Raw genomic sequence first — 19,521 nt, 5'->3', positions numbered from 1 at the left:
GTGCTAGGGCGTGGCGTTGGGCACAAACGCCACGCTGCCACCGTCACGCTTGTGGAACAACCGTTCGCCATTGTCCGGTTGGGTCGTGATGACCTGATGATCGTTGCCCAGATAGGCCAGCGGCGTCGGGTCATCCTTGGTGTACTGCGCGACAATAATCGTGCGCTTGGGATCAAAGGTGCGGCCGCTGGTTTTTTCCAGCCAGGCCATGAACGCCGCACTGTCGCCCTGGCGTGGAAAATCCTGGGTTTCGGCGACGTAGTAGAACGGCGTCCCGTGGTTTTGCAGGTACATTGGCACCTTGTTGTCGACTTCCACCATCACCATCTGCCACTCGTTCCATGGCGCGCTTTTCACCGCCTGCGCTTGAACGTCATCGGCGAAACGGGTCACGCCGCCGTTGCCATTGGTCCATGGATACACCACCCCGAGGACCAGCAGCATCACGCCGGCGGCGATGCCGAACCCACGGTACCAACCCCGGCCGACCGTGCCTTTGCCGGCGATACGCTCACTGACCCACCACGCCGCCAGCAACTGCGCGAACGGCACCAGCGGCAGCACGTAGTAACTGCGTCGGCTGCCACTGGCGGTGAAGAACACAAACAGCAGGCCCAAGCCCCACACCAGCCAGCGGGTGTTGGGCGGGGTGTCGCGCCAATGCCGCACGGCGAGCCACAGGCCGAGGATCCAGCACGGGGCCCAGGGCAAGGTGTAGGCCGGGAGGTAGATCAGGTAGGTGTAGATCGGCCCCATATGGTCAAACGGGTCGAAGAAGCGCACCACATTTTCCCGGAATACCAGTTCCAGGCCGCTTTCACCGTAGGTCGGTGCGCCGTAGAGATGGGACAGTACAAACGGAACCGAGTAGAACGCCCCGGCGATAACCACGGCCAACACCAGCCGCAGGTTGAGATGACGCTTGTAGCGCTGTTCGCTGAGCAAGTGCGGCAACAGCACCAGGCCCGGCAGTACAAAGCCGATCAACCCCTTGAACAGCGACGTCGCGGCCAGCAACAGGAAGAACACGGTGTAGCGCCCCAGACGCGTATCGTCCGGCCCGCGCCAATACCACCACACCGCCGCCAGCACGCCGCACACGGTCAGCACGTCCGCCGTGGCGACCCGGGCCCAGAAGATGAAGTAGAAGGTGGTCGCAAGCATCCAGCCGGCAATCAGGCCAGTGCCTTTGCGAAATAGCCGCTCGCCGATCAGGTACACCAGCCAGATGCTCAGCCACGCTGAGATGACCGAAGACAGGCGCAAGGACCACGGCCCCAGCCCCCCCATCAGGTTGGCAAAGCCGGTGATCAGCCAGTACGACGGCAGGGGTTTGTCGTAGTAGGGGGTGCCTTTGAGGTACGGGTCGAAGTAGTCGCCGCTTTGCAGCATCTGCAGGGTGATGTTCGCCCAGCGGGTTTCCGGGCCCCACAGGTCGCGGGCGCCCAGGCCCAACAGCAAGATCGCGGCGGACACGCCAAGGAGCAACAACAGGGCGCCGCGTTCGGTTTTCCAGAAGGTCATGGAGCAGTTCCGATGTGGGATGAGTGTTTAATGGGTCACCCCACATTAGTGCGGCTGTGTTACGGCAATGGCGGGTAGATGATGATCTCCAGGTCACCCTTGTAATAACGCTTGCCCCCCAGCGGCAGCTGGCCGGCTTCGCGCATTTCGCTGGTGCTCCTGACCCGCATCATCACGCCCACCGGGCCTTGCTGGCGCGCCTGCTTGAGCCAGGCTTGAACGCTGTCCAGATCCACCTTGCGGTGCATCGAGTCAGCGTATTGCAGGCCGTAGCGCAGTTCGCCTTCGGTGTTGTAGAGCGTCACTTCGGGCCGGCGCAGGCGCCATGCCAAGGCAGACGCCGACTCCAGTTCGTTGCTCAGCAGCGCATGGGTCTGTTGCAGCTCGTCCAGGTGCTGGAGCACGAACTGGTCAGGCATCTGGTTATCTTCGACCACCGCCGGCATGCCGGCGGGCAACAGCGCCACCAGCAGGCCAATGCCCAAGGCCGGCATCGCCCACAGCGCCAGCGGGCGGAACGCTTGCAGCAGGTTGGCGAGCATCCAGCCCATCAGCACGATGAACGTCAGGGACAGGTTGAACATCTCGCTGTGGCTGTTGCCGTACAACGGCCTGTCGATTTGCAGGTAGATCAGCGTCACCATTGCCGCGAGGCCGATGCCCAGGTTGAGCAGGCCATTGACGCGCAGCGTGCGGGTGCGGGCGTTGGCCAGCAGGTCGATCAACGCATGGCCCATCAGCAGCGCCATCGGCAGCAGGCACGGCATGATGTAGGTCGGCAACTTGCCGTTGCTCAGGCTGAAAAAGCCCAGGGGCAGCAGTATCCACAGCGCGAGGAAGACGATGGCCGGTTGGCCCTTGTCCTTCCAGGTCTTGCACAGCGTTGCTGGCAGCAGCGCCGCCCACGGCAGGCATGACACCACCATCAGCGGCAGGTAGAACCACCACGGCCGGGCATGTTGGGCGTTGTCGGAGGCAAACCGGCGGATGTGTTCGTGCCAGAAAAAGAAGCGCCAGAAGTCCGGCTCCTGCAGGTGGACCGTCAGTACCCACGGCAGGCATACCACTGCCGCCACCAGAATCGCCAGCGGGCCGTAGCGCAGCAGTTCGCCCAAGCGACGCTGCCAGAGCATGTACGGCAAGGCGATCAGCACCGGCAGCAACCACGCCAGGAAACCCTTGGTCATGAAGCCCATGCCGCAGGCCACACCCAGCAATGCCCAGCTCGCGAGGCGGGCACGTGGGTTGGCGCTGTCGAGGGCGAACCACAGGGCTGCCAGGCTCAGGTTGACCCAGAAGGTGAATTGCGGGTCCAGGTTGGAGTAACCGGCTTGCCCGGCCACCAGGCCGAAGCTCATATAAAGCAGTGCGCAGGCAAAACTCTTGCGCGGGTCGTTCCACAGCCGGCGGGCGATCAGGTAGGCGAGCATGACGCTCAGGCCCGTGGTCAGCGCGGAGGCGATGCGCACACCGAACAGGTTTTCACCCAATATCGCCTGGCCCAGCGCGATCAGCCAGTAGCCGGCGGCAGGTTTTTCGAAATAGCGCACGCCCATGAAGTGCGGGGCCACCCAGTTGCCGCTCATGATCATTTCCTGGCTGATCTGGGCGTAGCGGGTTTCGTCAGGAATCCATAGGCCATGCAGGCCCAGTGGCAGCAGATAGAACATCACGAATGCCAGTAGCAATACGGGCAATGGTTTAAGGCGGGTCATGGCTATTACACTCTCAAGCAGTATTGACGGTGGATCAGCGCGAGCGCTGGATCAGCCATGCGCGAGGGGTGGAGGATGGTCTTGGTCGGGTAAAAATGCGGCACAGAACGTTATTCCTTAAACAGTCTGTTAGTGGGCGCGGAATTGAATGTCCGTCTGCCCCAGTCAAGCTCGTTAAACGTGTGTCGTCCAATGAGTCATCGAAAGTCATGATCATGCAGTTAACGTCTAAATGATTAGTTAGCTATGAATAGCACCCAAGTAAATACGAATTAAAACCATGAAAGATCTCATGCCTTGGCTGTCTTTTCGCTGAACAAACTTGAATGCTCAATGTAAATAAGTGTTCAAAGTTGCTTTAGAGCGGCGGCCCAGTCTTTGGTGTTCATAATACCCAGCGCCTTAAACTTGCCATTGGGCAGAAGCTTGACGAACAACGCACTGCCGTATTCGGCATGCGCGGCGTGTTCGAAGCCCAGCGCTTCTTCAAAGTCGCTGATACAGGCGCTGTGGGTGATCAGCAACAAGTTGCGATTTGCGAGCTTGTGAGGACGCAGTTCCTCGGCGATGGCGGGGCCGCAGATAGCCAATGGGCCGGGTGACAATTCGGATTTTCCGAACATGAACAGCGAGGTCTGCGCCGTACGCGTGGTGGGGCTGCTCAGTACGTCGGTGTTTTCCATGCCCAGGGTCTGAAAGGCCTTGCCGGTGGCGGCGGCGGTGACCGTACCGCTGATGGTCAAGCCGTCAGCGGGGCCCAGGCAGGGGTTGTTGGAGCGGTCGCAGCGTTCTTCATGACGCACCAGCACCACCAGGTCACCGTTGCGCCAGGCTTCTACGGTTCCAGAGGTGAGCAGGCGATGGCCCACGCCCAGGTCCAAGGGCGATCGTGGCCACCAGATAAATGCGACCACTGCCAGGCTGACCACTACAGCGCAGGCCAGACCCAACCATAGTTTGTTCAACTGTTTTACAGATGCCCAGCGTGAGCGGGGCTTACTCAGAGACAGGTCAACCACACTATTCACCATTGGTAACTTCCAGGCGTAATCCGGTAACTGGCAGCGGCAAGTTAGGCAAGCGCCAAGTGAGTAGCGCTGATGCAGGAATGTGCAAAAGCGTGTCACAGGGGCGCTGTCTTTTTGCTGAACATACCGATATAAAAATTTGTTCACTTGCACTAACGGGCGTTTGAAAATAACAGGCCTGTTATCTGCTCATGGGCGGCAATTTAAAGTGCGGCAGGTGGCAGCCGAGTGAAATCAATGTGAAAAATTTGCGGCGGTCATGGGGCGCTCCTTTTGCCCACGGTTGTGACATAAAAATGTGACAACCGTTATTCTCGGCCTCAGTCCAGAGGCAGGTGGGGAAGGGTGATGCTGCAGGTACAAGGGGTGTTTAAAAGCTATGGCACGCCGCAGGGGCCGTTGGCCGTGCTGGCGGGTGTCGACCTGTACCTCGGAGAGCGTAGCAGTCTTGCGCTGATGGGCGAGTCCGGGAGCGGAAAAAGTACCTTGCTCCACCTGGTGGCCGGGCTCGATCAGGTCGACCGTGGCCGCATCCAGGTCGGCGATCAGCGCCTGGACCAGATGAGCGAAGCGCAGTTGGCCCACTGGCGGCGTACCGAGATCGGCCTGGTGTTCCAGCAGTTCAACCTGATCGGCAGCCTGCGAGTCGAAGACAACCTGGCATTCCAGGCACGCCTGGCCGGGCGCCTCGATCCGGCATGGCAAGCACAGCTGGTGGAACGCCTGGGCCTCGGGGATTTGCTCAAGCGTTACCCCGAACAACTGTCCGGCGGCCAGCAGCAACGGGTGGCGGTGGGGCGAGCCCTGGCGTCGCGGCCTGGCTTGTTGCTGGCGGACGAACCCACCGGCAACCTCGATGAAGCCACCAGCGATGAAGTACTGCAATTGCTGCTGGACCTGCTGCGGGACAGCCCCACCAGTTTGTTGATGGTGACTCACAGTCCGCGCATCGCGGCGCGCCTGGACCAGCAGGTGGTATTGCACCGCGGCCAGGTACTCGCAGCGGACGCCCGCTGAAATGCGTGTCTTCTATTGGACACTGCGCGCGCTGCTCAGCCATTGGCGTCGCCACCCCGTGCAGTTCTTCAGCGTACTCACCGGCCTGTGGCTGGCCACTGCGCTGTTGACCGGTGTGCAAGCTCTCAATAGCCAGGCGCGGGACAGCTATGCCCGGGCCAGCCAACTGATCGGCGGTGAACCCCAGGCCAGCCTCAGTGCGCCGGACGGTGCCAGTTTCCCCCAGGCGCTGTTTGCCGAGCTGCGTCGCGCGGGTTGGCCGGTGTCGCCGATGGTGCAGGGCCGCGTGACGCTCAAGGGGCATGAAGACCAGCGCTTGCAAGTGATGGGCATCGACCCGGTGTCGTTGCCCGGCGGTGGTGCGGTGGCCGGCCAGACCCTGGACCGGGCGCAGATGGTCGCCTTCTTCAACCCGCCGGGACGCACCTGGATCGCTCCGCAGACCTTGCAGGCGCTGGGCCTGAAAGAGGGCGACCAGCCGCTGACGGCCGCCGGGCTGGCCCTGCCGCCGCTGCATGTACAACCGGACATGGCCCCCGGCGTATTGCTGACCGATATCGGCTTCGCCCAACCGCTGCTGGACATGCCCCAGCGCCTGTCGCGGTTGCTGCTGGACAAGGCCTTTGCCGCCGCGCATCCCGCTTTGCCGCTGGCACTGGGCGCGCAACTGCAACTCAAGCAGGCCGAGGAAAACAACCTCGCGCGCCTCACTGAAAGCTTCCACCTGAACCTCGATGCGCTGGGCTTTTTGTCCTTCGTGGTGGGTCTGTTTATCGTGCACGCCGCGATCGGCCTGGCCCTGGAACAACGGCGCGGCCTGCTGCGAACCTTGCGTGCGTGCGGGGTGAGCGCGCGAATGCTGATCCTCAGCCTGGCGGTTGAACTGGGTGGCATGGCCGTGCTTGGCGGGCTGGTGGGCGTGGCCAGCGGGTACTTGTTGGCCAGCCTGTTGCTGCCGGACGTGGCCGCCAGTTTGCGCGGCTTGTACGGCGCCGAAGTGCCTGGCCAACTGAGCCTTAGCCCGCTGTGGTGGCTGAGTGGATTGGGCCTGGGTTTGCTTGGCGCGTTGCTCGCCGGGGCCAGCAGTTTGTGGCGAGCATCGCGTTTGCCATTGTTGGCGTTGGCCAATGCCCAGGCCTGGCATCAGGCCCATGGGCGCTGGCTGCGAAGCCAAGGCTGGGTGGCGGGTGCTGCCTTGCTGATCGCAATCCTGGCCCTGGTGTTTGGCGATAGCCTGGCCAGCGGTTTTGTCTTGATGGCGGCCTTGTTGCTGGGCGCTGCGCTGGGCTTGCCGGTGGTGCTCAATGGCGTGCTCAAAGCGGTGCTGGGGCGCAGCCGTTCGGTGTTGGGGCAATGGTTTCTCGCCGATTGCCGCCAGCAGTTGCCAGCCCTGAGCCTGGCGCTGATGGCCTTGCTGCTGGCGTTGGCCGCCAATATCGGCGCGGGCTCGATGACCTCGGGCTTTCGCCAGACCTTCAACAACTGGCTGGAACAGCGCCTGACCGCCGAGCTGTACCTCAACCCGCAAAACCCGGCCCAGGCTGACGCGCTGCAAACCTGGCTGGTGCAGCAGCCACTGGTGCAGGCGGTACTGCCCACCTGGCAGGTTGCGGTGCAACTGCAAGGTTGGCCGGCGGACCTGTTCGGCGTGGTCGACGACCCGACTTATCGCCAGCATTGGCCGTTGCTGGAGGCGGCAACGGACCCATGGGGCCAGTTGCTGCAGGACGACGCCCTGATGCTCAGCGAGCAAATGGCACGCAGGCTCAAGGTGCGGCTGGGTGATGTCATCAACATTCCCACCCCTCAAGGTCCATGGTCGCCCAAGGTGGTGGGGATTTACGCCGATTACGGCAACCCCAAGGGCCATCTGCTGGTGAACGCGCGGCACCTGTTGCAGCACTGGCCAGGATTATCACCGGCACGTTTCAACCTGCGAGTACTGCCTGGCAATGTACCGCCACTGGTGCGTGAAGTGCAGAACCGGTTCGCCCTGGAAGACAGCCGCATCGTCGACCAGCAGCAGCTCAAGGGCTGGTCGAGCCAGGTCTTCGAACGGACTTTTGCCGCCACCGCCGGCCTCAACAGCCTGACCCTGGGGGTGGCCGGCGTGGCGCTGTTCATCAGCCTGCTGACCCAGAGCCAAAGCCGGCTTGGCCAGTTGGCGCCGTTGTGGGCGCTGGGCGTCACACGCCGCCAATTGATGCTGCTCAACCTCGGCCAAACCTGGCTGCTGGCGGTGCTGACCCTGGTGCTGGCGTTGCCCTTGGGGTTGTTGCTGGCGTGGTGCCTGGATGTGGTGATCAACGTCCAGGCCTTTGGCTGGCGCCTGCCGTTGCAGGTATTCCCGTGGCAACTGGCGCAACTGCTGGGCCTGGCGATGTTGGCCACCTTGCTGGCTTCGGCGTGGCCGCTGTGGCAGTTGTACCGCAGTCGCCCGGCGGATTTGCTGAGGACCTTTGCCAATGAAGATTAAGTACCTGCTATGGGCAACCTTCCTGCTGCTCGGCGCCTGCGACAAACCGCCAGCGTCTGAAGAAAGCTTCGCCGGGCTGGGCAGCCAGGCGGCGGACTTTGCCCAGGTGGTGCCCGGCAAAGTCTTCAGCTTTCCCGAGGACCACGGCCCCCATGACGGCTATCGCATTGAATGGTGGTACCTCACCGCTAACCTCAAGGACGCCGAGGGCAATGCCTACGGCGTGCAATGGACGCTGTTTCGCAACGCCCTCAAGGCCGGGCCGACGCAACCGGGCTGGCACGACTCGACGGTCTGGCTCGGCCACGCCGCCGTCACTTCGGCCACTCACCACTACGCTGCCGAACGCTATGCCCGTGGCGGCGTGGGGCAGGCGGGGGCCCAGGCGGTGCCGTTCAATGCCTGGATCGATGACTGGAATTTCGCCACCCGCCCTGGTGCAACCAGCCCCTTGGCGGACATGCAGTTGAAGGCCGCCGGCGAGCATTTCAATTACGACCTGCACCTGACCTCCAGCCGTCCATTGGTGCTCCAGGGCGATAACGGCTACAGCCGCAAGTCCGACCAGGGCCAGGCATCGTACTACTACAGCCAGCCGTTTTTTCAGGCGGATGGCCGCGTGACCATCGACGGCAAACCTTATCAAGTCACCGGCACCGCCTGGCTCGACCGCGAATGGAGCAGCCAGCCCCTGACCGCCAGCCAGACTGGCTGGGACTGGTTCTCCCTGCACCTGGACAGCGGCGAGCAGCTGATGCTGTTTCGGGTGCGGCAGACAGACGGACCGTCCTACCTGACCGGCACCTGGATCGACAAAGAGGGCCACACACAGACCCTGCACAACCAGGATATTCAACTGACGCCGCTGGGCACGACTGCCATTGATGGGCGCAGCATTCCCACCCAGTGGTCATTGAAGATCCCGGGCAAACATCTGGATATCACCACGGAAGCGGTCAACCCGAAAGCCTGGATGAACCTGAGCATTCCTTACTGGGAAGGGCCGGTGAAATTTCAGGGTGGGGTGGGGTACCTGGAGATGACGGGGTATTAATTGTAAGAATCGGCTTACAAAATACTGGACATGTATACAGTAATTAATTAGATTCCATCCCAGGTGACCGGATGTCACCGGTTACCTGAGCTTCAATTTTTTAACTATGGATGGATAAAAAATGAAATCTAAAAAAGCCTTTGTATTGGGCGCGGCCATGATGGCTGCCAGCTTCGTTTCGGCCTTTGCCCTGGCCGAGCAATACCCGTCGCAGAGCAGTGTGCATCTGAGCGAAAAAAGCTTGAGTGCAGCGGTCAAGAGTGCCCTGAAATCCGGTGGCAAGGTGCAGGCCTCCGCGTCTTCGGCGCAGGTGCTGGACAAGCTCAAGGCTGCACAAAAAACCAAGACCGTCGGTGTGCAAAAGAAGGCTGCCAGCGTCGCGAAGCCTTCTGAAAGTGTGCAGATTTCGCCGGTGAGCCGGCTGGTAAAACCGGCCAAGGCGCCTGCTGCCCAGGCCGCGTTTGTACCGCTGTGCGACAGCCTCGATATTAACGTTGGTTACAGCTATGAAGGCTTGCAGAGCGGTGAATCAAAGTGCTTCCACTTTAATGTGCCCGCCAAGGCCAAGGTGCAGATCTACCTCGCAGGTCAGCAGCCGGGGACCGAAATGGCCCTGACGCTGTTCCAGGACGACGGGCAGAACAACCTGACGGCACTGATCACTTCTGATAACCCGGGCAACAGCGATGAAGTCATCAGCGGCATGCTTGAAGCCGGGGACTACTACTGGTTCCTGGAGGCCAAGGTTGCCGACGGTTCGGCCTTCGACTTCGGCGCGATCGTCAACACAGCGATTGACGCCTACGAGCCCAACGACACACCGGAAACGGCGTTCGCCTTGCCGGACCGCTTGAACTACCTGACGGGCAACCTCGACAGCCCGGATGACGTTGACTACTTCGACTTCGCCGCCGTACGCGGACAGGGTGTCAGCCTGTTCCTCGGTGATGACGATAAGGGCGTGCGCAATCAGTGGATCTTCGAGTACTTCAACGGCAGCGCCTGGGTCAACATTCCGGGTGGCTCGACGGCGACCTTTCCAAGCCGGGCGCCAGGCTTTGTCTATAAGGCGCGCGTGCGGGCCAACCCCGCTGAGGCGTGGGATGCCAAGTCCGAGTACAAGCTGACGTTCGGTTCGAGTCCGCGCCTGGCGGACTCCGATGCGAGGGGCGGAACGGTGACCCGAATCCCGGTGGGCATCGCACCTCTGGCGACCCAGGCCGGTCGTCTCATGACCTGGAGAACCGAATGGAAAGACAGCACGGGTGCACCGTTGGTGGGGGTCACTTCACAGCTCAAGGTCGACAAGCGGTTTGTTCCGGGTCCGGACTTTAACTGGACGGTATTCTCGGACGTCACCGACAGTGCCGGCAAAACATCCGGAAGCGCGGAGTTGGGCGGTTGTGTGGGTGATTATCGTGCCCAGTACTACGACAGCAGCACGGGCGTGAAGTACCTCTGGGACACCTGGTACAACGTTGGCGGCTGGCGCATCGACCTCAAGGAACTGCCGAATGTCGGCGTCGGTGGCGATAACGTTCCCTATGTGAGCCTGGGGCATATCTGCAGCCAGGACATCATTGGCCGATAACCGGCGTATAAGAGCCCTCTGAAATGTAAACGCCCCACCTAGGTGGGGCGTTTTTTATTGGCCTTTTTTTGGTTCGGGCGCTTGTGGTTCCCAATGCAGGGTGCCGAACAGGTAGTCCATCAGCGGCAGGACGATATTGAAATTGCGTCCCTGCATGAGTTCGCGGCGGTGATGCAGGGCGTGCAGGTGGTGCATCTGGCGGATCCACGGCAGGCGGGCCACGGGGTGGTTGGGGGGCAGGTGTTCGCAGGCGTGGAAGAATTCATAGAGCAGGTAGCCGAGGATCATGCAGCCGGCGAACAGGCCGGCGACGTTGGGGTTGAGGTGTTTGAGCAGCCACCAGGCGGGGAGGGTAACGGCCAGGCTGTGGAGCAGGATGAGCCAGGCGGGGAACAGGATGACGCGCCAGTCTTGCGGGCTGTCGTAGGTCATGTGGCCTGGGGTGAAGAAGCTGTGGTGGTCGCCGGTGTGGCGGGCGTAGAACAGGCGGGCGAAGGGGTGTTTGTGGTGGCCCAGGTGGCGGTGGACGAGGTAGATGCACAGGTTGAAGACGATCAGGGTGAAGGGGATGGTCAGCCATTCCAGGGGTTGGATTTGTTGGGTGGTTGACCAGAACAGGGTGATGCAGAGGAGGCCGTAGCCGAGGACGAAACCGGCGTGGAGCCATGGGTTGTAGTGGGGGGTGATGCTTGTGCGGTAGGCGGCGCGGAAGGCCTCGGTGGGGTGGGTCATTGGGGGGCGCTCGGTGTTGTTTTTGTTGGGGGGTGAGCTTAGTTGGGATTGGGGGGATTGCTTGGCTTCGCGGGGGGATTACTGTGATTCCTGTGTACATATCCGTTTTCTTCGGTAACGGCCGCTTATGGTTCCGCTCTTACAGCGGGTCACTTTTGGCAAACGCCCGGAATGCCGGCCCAGCCAAAAGTAACCAAAAGGTCTTTGCCCCACCACTCGGTGCCTCGCCTAGGCTCGGCATGCCCGCACTCTGGCCATCGTGGTTGATGGGGCCCGCAGATCAAGATCAAAGGCACGCAGCCTCGCTGGCGCTCGACAGCTGCTACGGGCGGGGTGGCTCTGCTTTTCTGTGGGAGCTGGCTTGCCTGCGATGCAGACACCTCGGTGCATCAGGTACACCCAGTTGATGCTATCGCAGGCAAGCCTGCTCCCACATTTGACCGTGCCCGCTTTTGATCTTGATTTTGATCTTAGGCGCCCTGTTAAACCACGCTGGCCGCTGTAAGAGCGGAACCCTAGGCGCCGTTACCCAAATAACGGATATACACCCCAACCCAGCCTACACCTGCGACAGCAACAACCCCTCAAACTCAACCTGAACCCGCGCCTGATCACAATGCGCCACATTAAACCGCATAAAATCCCGCAACCCCGGCTCATACCCAAACAACGCCCCCGGCGCCAATACCATCCCGCGTTTCAACCCGGCTTCCGCCAAGCGCTCACCATTAACCCCCGCCGGCAACCGCGCCCAGATAAACATCCCCCCTCAAACCCCATCGGCAACTCACACCCACAACGCCGCAGCCACTGTTCAACCCGCCCCCCGGCCTCCAGCAGCCGCTGAACCATGCGCTTGCGATGCCTGGCATACCCGCCCTCACTCAACAGCCGATACACAATCTGCTCAAACAACTCCGACGTAATCCCGCCGCTCATCAACTTCATATTGGTCAAATTCGCCGCCAACTGCGGCGCCGCCACCACATAACTGACCCGCGCATTCGCCGTCAGCACCTTCGAAAACCCCGACAGATACGTCACCTGCTCCAACCCCGCCAACGTCGCCAAACGCGGCGGCGGGTTGGGGTGCAAATCCCCGTAAAGATCATCCTCGACGATATGGCAGCGATACTCCCGGGCCAGCTGCAACAACCGAAACGCCTGGCTCGGACTAAACGAATGCCCGGTCGGGTTATGCAACACACTGGTGGTCAGATACAGACTGGGACGATGCTCCGCCAGCAACTGCTCCAGCGCGACAAAATCAAACCCGTCAGGCCGGCGCGCAATCGTCACCACCTTGACCCCATGCAACGCCAGGTTCGCGTGGAAGTTGAAATAACACGGCGAATCCAGCAGCACCGTGTCCCCAGTACGCGTCAGCAGGCGCATGAGCATGTCCAGGCCTTGCACGGTGTTGGGTGTGGTAATGATCTGCTCTACCGGCACCGACAACCCTTCACCATGGAGCTTCTGCTGCAACGCCTGGCGCAACGGCAGCAGGCCCGCCGGGGTGCCCAGCCCGGCGATGCGCAACGTGGGGGCACGCACGGCGCTGCGCATGGCCTGGCGCAACACGTCGGAATCCAGCCAGTCTTCCGGCAGGTGGCCGCCGCCGGGGCGCAGGTCGCCCTGGGCCATGGCCAGGGGGCGGCGCAGTACGCTGAGCAGGTCCTGGGGCAGCAAGTCGACCCAGGTGCTGGACGACGGCTGCGCCAGGCTGCTGGCGACAAAGTGCCCGCGGCCCTGGCTGGAGGTCAGCAGGTGGCGCCCGCGCAGACGATCCAGCGCTTCATTCACGGTGAATTTTCCGACGCCCAACAAGGCCCCCAACTCCCGCACCGACGGCAGTTTGCTGCCGGCTGCCAACTCGCCTTGCTCAATTGCATGGGCCAGGGCATCGACGATCTGCTGCACCTTCGGCGCTCGGTCATGAAAGTGAATCGCAGGAATGGGCATCACACTGTCCTTAAGTTTGCCGCCAACTTTACCGGTAAAGTCTGCGCCTATTTCCGCAGAGTTTACCTGCCTCCGACGCCACGTGCGCCCTAGACTGCGAACCTTACTTCCTGCTGTGAAATTCCACGCCATGGCCACCGCGCTGACGCTGTCTTCGTTTTTGTATTTCCTGCTGTTGTGCACCACCCTGGCGTTCAGCCCCGGCCCCATGACCTTGTTGTTGCTCAGCCTCGGTTTGAAAGATGGCCTGCGCCGCTCCCTGCCGGCGCAGTTCGGGGCGAGTGTGTCCTACCTGATCTCGATCCTGATCTTTGCCGTGGGCTTTTCCGAACTGATCAAGGACTACCCGCTGATCACCCGGATCATCCAGGTGGTGGGCGTGGCCTACATTCTCTACCTGGCCTACAAGCAATGGACCAGCAGCGGAGTGACGATCAAAACCACCGATGCAACCCCGGAAAATGCCCGTAGCCTGTTCGGCAAAGGCCTACTGACCGGGCTGTCGAATCCCAAGGCGATCATCCTGTTCAGCGCGGTATTCCCGCAGTTCGCCGCCATCGGCCAGGGCAGTGCTGCCGCTGACATCGCCATCCTCGGCCTGACTTTCCTGTTGCTGCAATTCGCCAGCGGCTGCCTGTATTGCTACTTCGGCCAGCGAATCAAACACGTCCTGGAGAACCCCAAGCGCCGAGTGCTGTTGCAACGGGCCACGGCGGTACTGTTGCTGGGAGTCGCGTTGATGCTAGCCCGGGGCTTTTCCAACTGAAGGCCAGCTTATGAGTGGTAGTGGCGATCTGCCGTTGCCCTGATAGACTTCGGGCATTCATCCAGGATCAAGCCAGATCATGCCAGCCGCAGGAGGAAAGGGACTTTCGCTCGCTTCACGCCTGTACAAGTCGCGCGCCCTGGGATTAACCCTCGGGTTCATCTGCGTGGCCGCCGCCATCTACCCACTGGATAAACCCGCCTGGGTCTGGGTGGTGATGATCGCCAATGCCTTTATCTGGCCACATGTGGCGTATCAATGGTCACGGCACTCGAAAAACTCCCTGCGTTCGGAACACCGCAACCTGCTGTTCGACTCGTTCTGCGGCGGGTTCTGGGTCGGTGCCATGCAGTTCAACCCGCTGCCCAGCGTGACCACCTTGTCGATGATGACCATGAACAACGTCGCCATCGGCGGCCCGCGCTTCATGCTCGCCGGCTGGGTGGCCCAGGCGTTGGGGATCGGTGCTTCGATGCTGGTGTTTACCCCGGCAGTGACGGTCCTGACCAGTGAAGTGCAGCTTTACGCGTGCCTGCCGATCCTGATGCTCTATCCTTTGGCCCTGGGCTGGATCTGCTACCGGCAAGCGATCACCTTGGCCCGGCACAAACGCGAGCTGCTGGCCCTGAGCCGCACCGACAGCCTTTCCGGCCTGCTCAACCACGGCGCCTGGAAAGACCACCTGGAAATCGAGTTCCAGCGCTGCCGCCGCGACCAGCAGGGCGCCGCCATCGCACTGATCGACATCGACCACTTCAAGACCATCAACGACACCTACGGCCATGTCACCGGCGATATCGTGCTGCGCCAGTTGAGCAAAGTGCTGCGCCAGAACCTGCGGGCCACCGACCTGGCCGGGCGTTATGGTGGCGATGAATTCTGCGTGATCCTGCCGGACATGCCCCTGAACCGCGCGACCGAAGTGATGGATGCCCTGCGTGACCGCTTCAACTCCCTGGCCTACGCCCAAGACCCGACCTTGCGCGCCAGCCTGAGTATCGGCCTGGCGCCGTATCGACCAGCCCACGGCGACGCCACCAGTTGGCTGAACGACGCCGACCAGGCGCTGTACGAAGCCAAGAGCGGCGGGCGCAACCGGGTCAGTTCGGTGCAGGGAAGTTGGCTGAGGTCGATCTGAGGATCAACAAATTGTTTTTTGTCAGGTAGGGTGGAGCGCTACTTCCCAACAAAAACAAGGATCGGTTCATGCTCTTCAACTTCCCGCGTACCTTGCTGGCAGCCACCCTGGCGCTGTCGTTCACCATGCCGGCCTTCAGTGCCGAACCTCACAAACAGATCCGGGCCGATTCCGAGCAGTACAAGGCCGATGCCTTGAAACTGCTGGAGCGCCTGGTGAATATCGATTCGGGCTCCGGCTACGAGCCGGGCCTGACCCAAGTGCGTGACATCGCCGTCGACGAGCTCAAGCAACTGGGGTTCAGCATCCAACTGGTGCCGGATGCCGCGGCCCATAACAGCCATGTCATCGCCACCCTCAAAGGCACCGGCAAGGCCAAGATCCTGCTGATGGCCCACATGGACACCGTGTTCAAGGAAGGCTCGGCGGCTGCCCGACCGTTCCACATCAAGGACGGCCGCGCCTATGGCCCGGGCGTGATGGATGACAAGGGCGGCATCGTCGCCGGCATCTACGCCTTGAAAGTCCTGAAAAACCAGGGCTTCAAGGACTACGCGCAAATCACCTTCCTGCTGGACGCCAGCGAAGAAACCGGCACCGACGGCGCGTCCGAGCTGATCCGCAACACCGCCAAGGGCCACGACGTGACCCTCAATCTGGAACCGGGTCGCCCTGCGGATGGCCTGGTGGTGTGGCGCAAAGGCAGCGCCACCGCCGTGGTCGAGGTCAAGGGCAAGGCCGCCCACGCCGGCGTGGCTCCGGAACTGGGGCGCAATGCGGCGATGGAAGCGGCGCACCAGATCTTGCAACTGGGCAAGCTGGGGGATGCCGAGAAGAAGACCACCATCAACTTCACCGTGATCAACGCCGGCGACCGGGTCAACGTGATCCCGGACCAGGCCACCGCCAAGGCAGACGTGCGGGCGGCGTTGCCGGAAGAGTTTGACCGGATCGAGAAGGACCTGGCGCGGGTTTCGGCCAACAAGCTGATCCCTGAGACTGAAGTGACCACCAGCTTGCACCGTGGCCTGCCGCCAATGCCGCAGACGCCGGAGTCGGACAAACTGGTGGCGATTGCCCAAGGGATTTATGGCGAGCTGGGACGCAAGTTGACCATTGAAGGCAGCGGCGGGGCGGCGGATGCCAGCTTGTCCGCTGGCGTGGGTACGCCGACTCTGGATGGGTTCGGGATTGTCGGGGGCAATATTCACACGCCGGAGGAATATGCCGAGGTGGAGAGTGTGGCGCCGCGGATTTATCTGCTGAGCCGGATGATTATGGAGCTGTCCAAGCGCTGACTTAAAAACGCCACACCTCTAAATGTGGGAGCGGGCTTGCTCGCGAATGCGGTCTATCAGTCGACATCTGCTTATCTGGTACACCGCTTTCGCGAGCAAGCCCGCTCCCACACAAGCCCGCTCCCCCATGGGTTTTGTGGTGTTGGATCAGGTTGCAGGCACCACTTCCCGGGTCTTCTCCCGGCCCAACACCAAACTGCACAACGCCGGCAGGAACAGCAACGTCAACACCGTTCCCACCAGCACCCCGCCAATCAGCACATACGCCAGCGACGACCAGAACACCGACAACGTCAGCGGGATAAACGCCAACGCCGCCGCCAGCGCGGTCAGGATCACCGGCCGTGCCCGGCGCACCGTGGCCTCGATGATCGCCTCACGAATCACCATGCCCTGGTCCTGGTTCTGCCGAATCTGGTCGGTGAAGATCAGCGTGTTGCGCATCAAGATCCCGCCAATCCCGATCAGCCCCAATATCGCGTTGAACCCGAACGGCTGGTTGAACAGCAGCAACGTCGGCACTGCACCGATCAGCCCCAGCGGCGCGGTGGCGAACACCATGAACATCACCCCGAACGAACGCACCTGGAACATGATCACGGTCAACGTCAGCAGGATCATGATCGGGAATAACGCCGCCAGGGCGACGTTGGCCTTGGCGCTTTCTTCCACCGGGCCGCCGATGACGATCTGATACCCGGCCGGCAGCTTGGCGATCAGGGGTTGCAGGTCCTTGTACACCGCCATTTCCACATCCGGTGGCTGGGTGCCGTCGACGATGTCGGCGCGCACTTCCACGGTCAGCGCACGGTTGCGGCGCTTGAGGATCGGTTCTTCCATCACCGCCCGGAAATGCCCGACCTGGGCCAATGGCACCGACACGCCGGCGCTGTTGGTCAGGGTCATGTTGTCCAGGTTGCCGAGGTCTTCGCGCTGGCTGCCCTGGGAGCGGGCGACCACTGAGACGGTGCGATTGCCTTCGCGTACCTCGGTGATCGGGTTGCCGCTGAGCAACGCATTGAGTTGGGATTTCACCCCGTCGGGGGTAAAGCCCAGCAGGCGCAGGCGGTCCTGGTCCAGCACCAGGCGATAGCTGCTGGCGCGCTCGCCCCAGTCGAGGAAGCTGTCGCGGGTGAGGGTGTTGGCAGCCACCACTTGGCGTACGTCTTCAGCCAGGCTGCGCAGTACATTCAGGTCGGGGCCGGACACGCGAAACACCACCGGGAACGGTACCGGCGGGCCGAACACCAACTGGGTGACCCGCACCCGCGCCGATGGAAATTCGCCTGCCGCGATGCGTTCAGCCATGCGTTTTTTCAGGGCGTCCCGGGCGTGGGCGTCGGCGGTCTGTACGATCAGCTTGGCAAAGGCCGGGTCTGGCAACTCGGGGTTCAGCGACAGGAAAAACCGTGGTGCACCGCCGCCGACATAAGTGTCGACCATCACGGTTTGCGGCTCCTCCATCAATGCCTTTTCCACCTGCGCCGCCACTGCTTCGGTGCTTTTGAAGGCGCTGCCCGGCGGCATGTACACCTCAAGAATCAGCTCGGAACGGTCAGAGTTGGGGAAGAACTGCTTCTTCACCACGCTCATGCCCAGGCCACACAGCACAAAGGCCGCCACCACCAGCCCGGTCACCAGCCAGCGTCTGCGCACGCAAGCGTCCACCAGGCGGCGCAGTTTCTGGTAATAACGTCCGGCGTAAATTGCATCGTGGCCGCCGGCAACCGGCTGGATGTGCGGCAACAGCTTGACCCCCAGGTACGGCGTGAACACCACCGCCACCAGCCACGAAGCGATCAGCGCAAAGCCGACGATCCAGAAAATATTCCCGGCATATTCCCCGGCGCCCGAGCGGGCGAAACCCACCGGCAGGAAGCCGATAATCGTTACCAGCGTGCCCGTGAGCATCGGCGCGGCGGTGGAGCTCCAGGCAAACGTAGCCGCGTGGATCCGGTCAAAACCCTCTTCGAGTTTGACCACCATCATCTCAATCGCAATGATCGCGTCGTCCACCAGCAGGCCGAGGGAAATGATCAGCGCGCCCAGGGTCACTCGGTCGAACTCGCGGCCGGTCATCAGCATGATCACAAACACGATCGACAAGGTCAGCGGCACCGCAGCTGCCACCACCAGCCCAACCCGGAACCCCAGGGCCAGCAGGCTGATGACCATCACCACGGCGAGGGCGACGAAGAACTTCAGCATGAACTCGTTGACCGCCAGGCTGATGTTTTTCGCTTGGTCGGAGACCTTGGCAAAGTTCACACCCAGGGGCAGGTCGGCCTGGATTTTCGCTTCCTGGGCCTTGAGGGCCTTGTCCAGTTCCAGGCCGTTCCAGTGCTTCTCCATGATCACCCCGAGCATCAGCGACGGGTCGCCCTGATGGCGGATGCGGTAGCTGGGCGGGTCTTCATAGCCCCGGCTGACGGTGGCCACATCGGCGATGCGCAGCAGCTTGCCGTTGGCTTCCAGCGGGACGTTTTCGATCAGCGCCAGGCTGTCGAAAGCGCCATCGATGCGGATATAGGCGCGTGCCCCGGCCGTCTCGACAAAGCCTGAAGGCGCCACGGCGTTCTGGGCGGCGAGGGCGGCGAAGATCTGTTCGGGCTTGATGCCCAACGTAGCCAGGCGCTCATAGGAAAACTCGACGAAGACCCGCTGTGGCTGCTCGCCGAGGATGTTGACCTTCTTCACCCCCGGCAGGTTGAGCAGGCCCTGGCGCATGTCCTCGGCCATTTGCACCAGTTGCCGGTGTGGCAGGTGTTCGGCCTCCAGCGCATAGAGGGAGAAGTACACGTCGGAGTATTCATCGTTGAAGAACGGCCCGATCACGCCCTTGGGCAACTTTGCGGCTTCGTCGCTGAGTTTCTTGCGGGTCTGGTAGAACAGGTCCTGAATCTCGCTGGGGCGGGTGGACTCCAGGTACGTCATGCGCATCGAGATATAACCCGGCTGGGCGATGGTTTCGACGCGGTCGTAGTAGTCCAGTTCCTGCAGGCGTTTTTCCAGGCGGTCGGCCACTTGTTCCTGCATTTCCTGGGTGGTGGCGCCGGGCCAGGCGGCGGTGATGGTCATGACTTTGACGGTGAACGAAGGGTCTTCGGCGCGCCCCAGCTTGCCAAAGGCGAAGACCCCGGCGGCGAGGATCGCGATGATCAGGAACAGCGTAACCGCGCGATGCTTGACCGCCAGTTCGGAGAGGTTGATCCCGCGCATT

12 protein-coding genes and 1 pseudogene are annotated in these 19,521 nt (G+C 61.9%); 7 read left to right on the top strand and 6 right to left on the bottom strand.

Features of this window, described 5'->3' with window-relative positions:
• Positions 1 to 3: 3 nt before the first annotated feature.
• The 3 genes from JFU58_RS25330 to pmrG all read right to left on the bottom strand — a co-directional run bounded on the left by JFU58_RS25330 (position 4) and on the right by pmrG (position 4,270).
• Positions 4 to 1,524 carry an ArnT family glycosyltransferase gene (locus JFU58_RS25330; protein ID WP_201142670.1) on the bottom strand — a complete coding sequence of 507 codons (1,521 nt, stop codon included), beginning with the start codon at positions 1,522 to 1,524 and terminating at the stop codon, positions 4 to 6.
• A 59-nt stretch (positions 1,525 to 1,583) separates the two neighbouring features.
• Positions 1,584 to 3,239 (bottom strand): lipid IV(A) 4-amino-4-deoxy-L-arabinosyltransferase, encoded by a 1,656-nt coding sequence (arnT, locus tag JFU58_RS25325; protein WP_177071274.1) that lies wholly within the window; start codon positions 3,237 to 3,239, stop codon positions 1,584 to 1,586.
• Positions 3,240 to 3,586: 347 nt separating this feature from the next.
• Positions 3,587 to 4,270 (bottom strand): lipopolysaccharide core heptose(II)-phosphate phosphatase PmrG, encoded by a 684-nt coding sequence (gene pmrG / locus JFU58_RS25320; protein ID WP_063028881.1) that lies wholly within the window; start codon positions 4,268 to 4,270, stop codon positions 3,587 to 3,589.
• 345 nt (positions 4,271 to 4,615) lie between these two features.
• On the opposite strand from pmrG, the gene JFU58_RS25315 reads away from it, so the two are divergent.
• From JFU58_RS25315 to JFU58_RS25300, 4 genes are all read left to right on the top strand, one after another.
• Entirely contained in the window at positions 4,616 to 5,284 is a 669-nt protein-coding gene (locus JFU58_RS25315) for an ABC transporter ATP-binding protein (protein WP_177071273.1), read from the top strand.
• Between the two features lies 1 nt (position 5,285).
• The gene (locus tag JFU58_RS25310; RefSeq protein ID WP_201142669.1) at positions 5,286 to 7,760 is read left to right on the top strand and encodes an ABC transporter permease; all 2,475 of its coding nucleotides are present in this window, start codon (positions 5,286 to 5,288) and stop codon (positions 7,758 to 7,760) included.
• Positions 7,750 to 8,814 (top strand): lipocalin-like domain-containing protein, encoded by a 1,065-nt coding sequence (locus tag JFU58_RS25305; protein ID WP_093208341.1) that lies wholly within the window; start codon positions 7,750 to 7,752, stop codon positions 8,812 to 8,814. The genes JFU58_RS25310 and JFU58_RS25305 overlap by 11 nt, the downstream gene beginning before the upstream one ends.
• Before the next feature lie 121 nt (positions 8,815 to 8,935).
• Positions 8,936 to 10,405 carry a PPC domain-containing protein gene (locus JFU58_RS25300; RefSeq protein WP_201142668.1) on the top strand — a complete coding sequence of 490 codons (1,470 nt, stop codon included), beginning with the start codon at positions 8,936 to 8,938 and terminating at the stop codon, positions 10,403 to 10,405.
• Between the two features lie 54 nt (positions 10,406 to 10,459).
• Here JFU58_RS25300 and JFU58_RS25295 read toward each other — a convergent pair whose 3' ends face one another.
• Positions 10,460 to 11,137, bottom strand: a complete 678-nt coding sequence (locus JFU58_RS25295; protein WP_201142667.1) for a sterol desaturase family protein — start codon at positions 11,135 to 11,137, stop codon at positions 10,460 to 10,462.
• Positions 11,138 to 11,696: 559 nt separating this feature from the next.
• A pseudogene (locus JFU58_RS25290) lies at positions 11,697 to 13,099 on the bottom strand (aminotransferase-like domain-containing protein).
• A 130-nt stretch (positions 13,100 to 13,229) separates the two neighbouring features.
• On the opposite strand from JFU58_RS25290, the gene JFU58_RS25285 reads away from it, so the two are divergent.
• The 3 genes from JFU58_RS25285 (at position 13,230) to JFU58_RS25275 (ending at position 16,301) form a co-directional block, all read left to right on the top strand.
• On the top strand, positions 13,230 to 13,865 hold the full coding sequence (locus JFU58_RS25285; protein ID WP_017475211.1) for a LysE family translocator: 636 nt from the start codon (positions 13,230 to 13,232) through the stop codon (positions 13,863 to 13,865).
• Between the two features lie 79 nt (positions 13,866 to 13,944).
• Positions 13,945 to 15,003, top strand: a complete 1,059-nt coding sequence (locus tag JFU58_RS25280) for a diguanylate cyclase (RefSeq protein ID WP_177070920.1) — start codon at positions 13,945 to 13,947, stop codon at positions 15,001 to 15,003.
• 68 nt (positions 15,004 to 15,071) lie between these two features.
• Positions 15,072 to 16,301, top strand: a complete 1,230-nt coding sequence (locus JFU58_RS25275; protein ID WP_201142666.1) for a M20/M25/M40 family metallo-hydrolase — start codon at positions 15,072 to 15,074, stop codon at positions 16,299 to 16,301.
• 147 nt (positions 16,302 to 16,448) lie between these two features.
• Here JFU58_RS25275 and JFU58_RS25270 read toward each other — a convergent pair whose 3' ends face one another.
• Positions 16,449 to 19,520 carry an efflux RND transporter permease subunit gene (locus JFU58_RS25270; RefSeq protein ID WP_201142665.1) on the bottom strand — a complete coding sequence of 1,024 codons (3,072 nt, stop codon included), beginning with the start codon at positions 19,518 to 19,520 and terminating at the stop codon, positions 16,449 to 16,451.
• Position 19,521: the final 1 nt, after the last annotated feature.

The sequence above is a fragment of the Pseudomonas sp. TH34 genome (assembly GCF_016650865.1).
GTDB classification, from domain to species: domain Bacteria; phylum Pseudomonadota; class Gammaproteobacteria; order Pseudomonadales; family Pseudomonadaceae; genus Aquipseudomonas; species Aquipseudomonas yamanorum.
The sequence above is the reverse complement of the archived record's forward strand: the minus strand, read 5'-3'. Positions and strand labels throughout refer to the sequence as shown.

Coding starts and splice junctions, on each gene's coding strand:
- JFU58_RS25285 (WP_017475211.1), top strand. CDS start 13,230: ATGGCCACCGCGCTGACGCTGTCTTCGTTTTTGTATTTCCTGCTGTTG.
- JFU58_RS25280 (WP_177070920.1), top strand. CDS start 13,945: ATGCCAGCCGCAGGAGGAAAGGGACTTTCGCTCGCTTCACGCCTGTAC.
- JFU58_RS25275 (WP_201142666.1), top strand. CDS start 15,072: ATGCTCTTCAACTTCCCGCGTACCTTGCTGGCAGCCACCCTGGCGCTG.
- JFU58_RS25305 (WP_093208341.1), top strand. CDS start 7,750: ATGAAGATTAAGTACCTGCTATGGGCAACCTTCCTGCTGCTCGGCGCC.
- arnT (WP_177071274.1), bottom strand. CDS start 3,239: ATGACCCGCCTTAAACCATTGCCCGTATTGCTACTGGCATTCGTGATG.
- JFU58_RS25270 (WP_201142665.1), bottom strand. CDS start 19,520: ATGCGCGGGATCAACCTCTCCGAACTGGCGGTCAAGCATCGCGCGGTT.
- JFU58_RS25295 (WP_201142667.1), bottom strand. CDS start 11,137: ATGACCCACCCCACCGAGGCCTTCCGCGCCGCCTACCGCACAAGCATC.
- JFU58_RS25310 (WP_201142669.1), top strand. CDS start 5,286: ATGCGTGTCTTCTATTGGACACTGCGCGCGCTGCTCAGCCATTGGCGT.
- JFU58_RS25330 (WP_201142670.1), bottom strand. CDS start 1,524: ATGACCTTCTGGAAAACCGAACGCGGCGCCCTGTTGTTGCTCCTTGGC.
- JFU58_RS25315 (WP_177071273.1), top strand. CDS start 4,616: ATGCTGCAGGTACAAGGGGTGTTTAAAAGCTATGGCACGCCGCAGGGG.
- pmrG (WP_063028881.1), bottom strand. CDS start 4,270: ATGGTGAATAGTGTGGTTGACCTGTCTCTGAGTAAGCCCCGCTCACGC.
- JFU58_RS25300 (WP_201142668.1), top strand. CDS start 8,936: ATGAAATCTAAAAAAGCCTTTGTATTGGGCGCGGCCATGATGGCTGCC.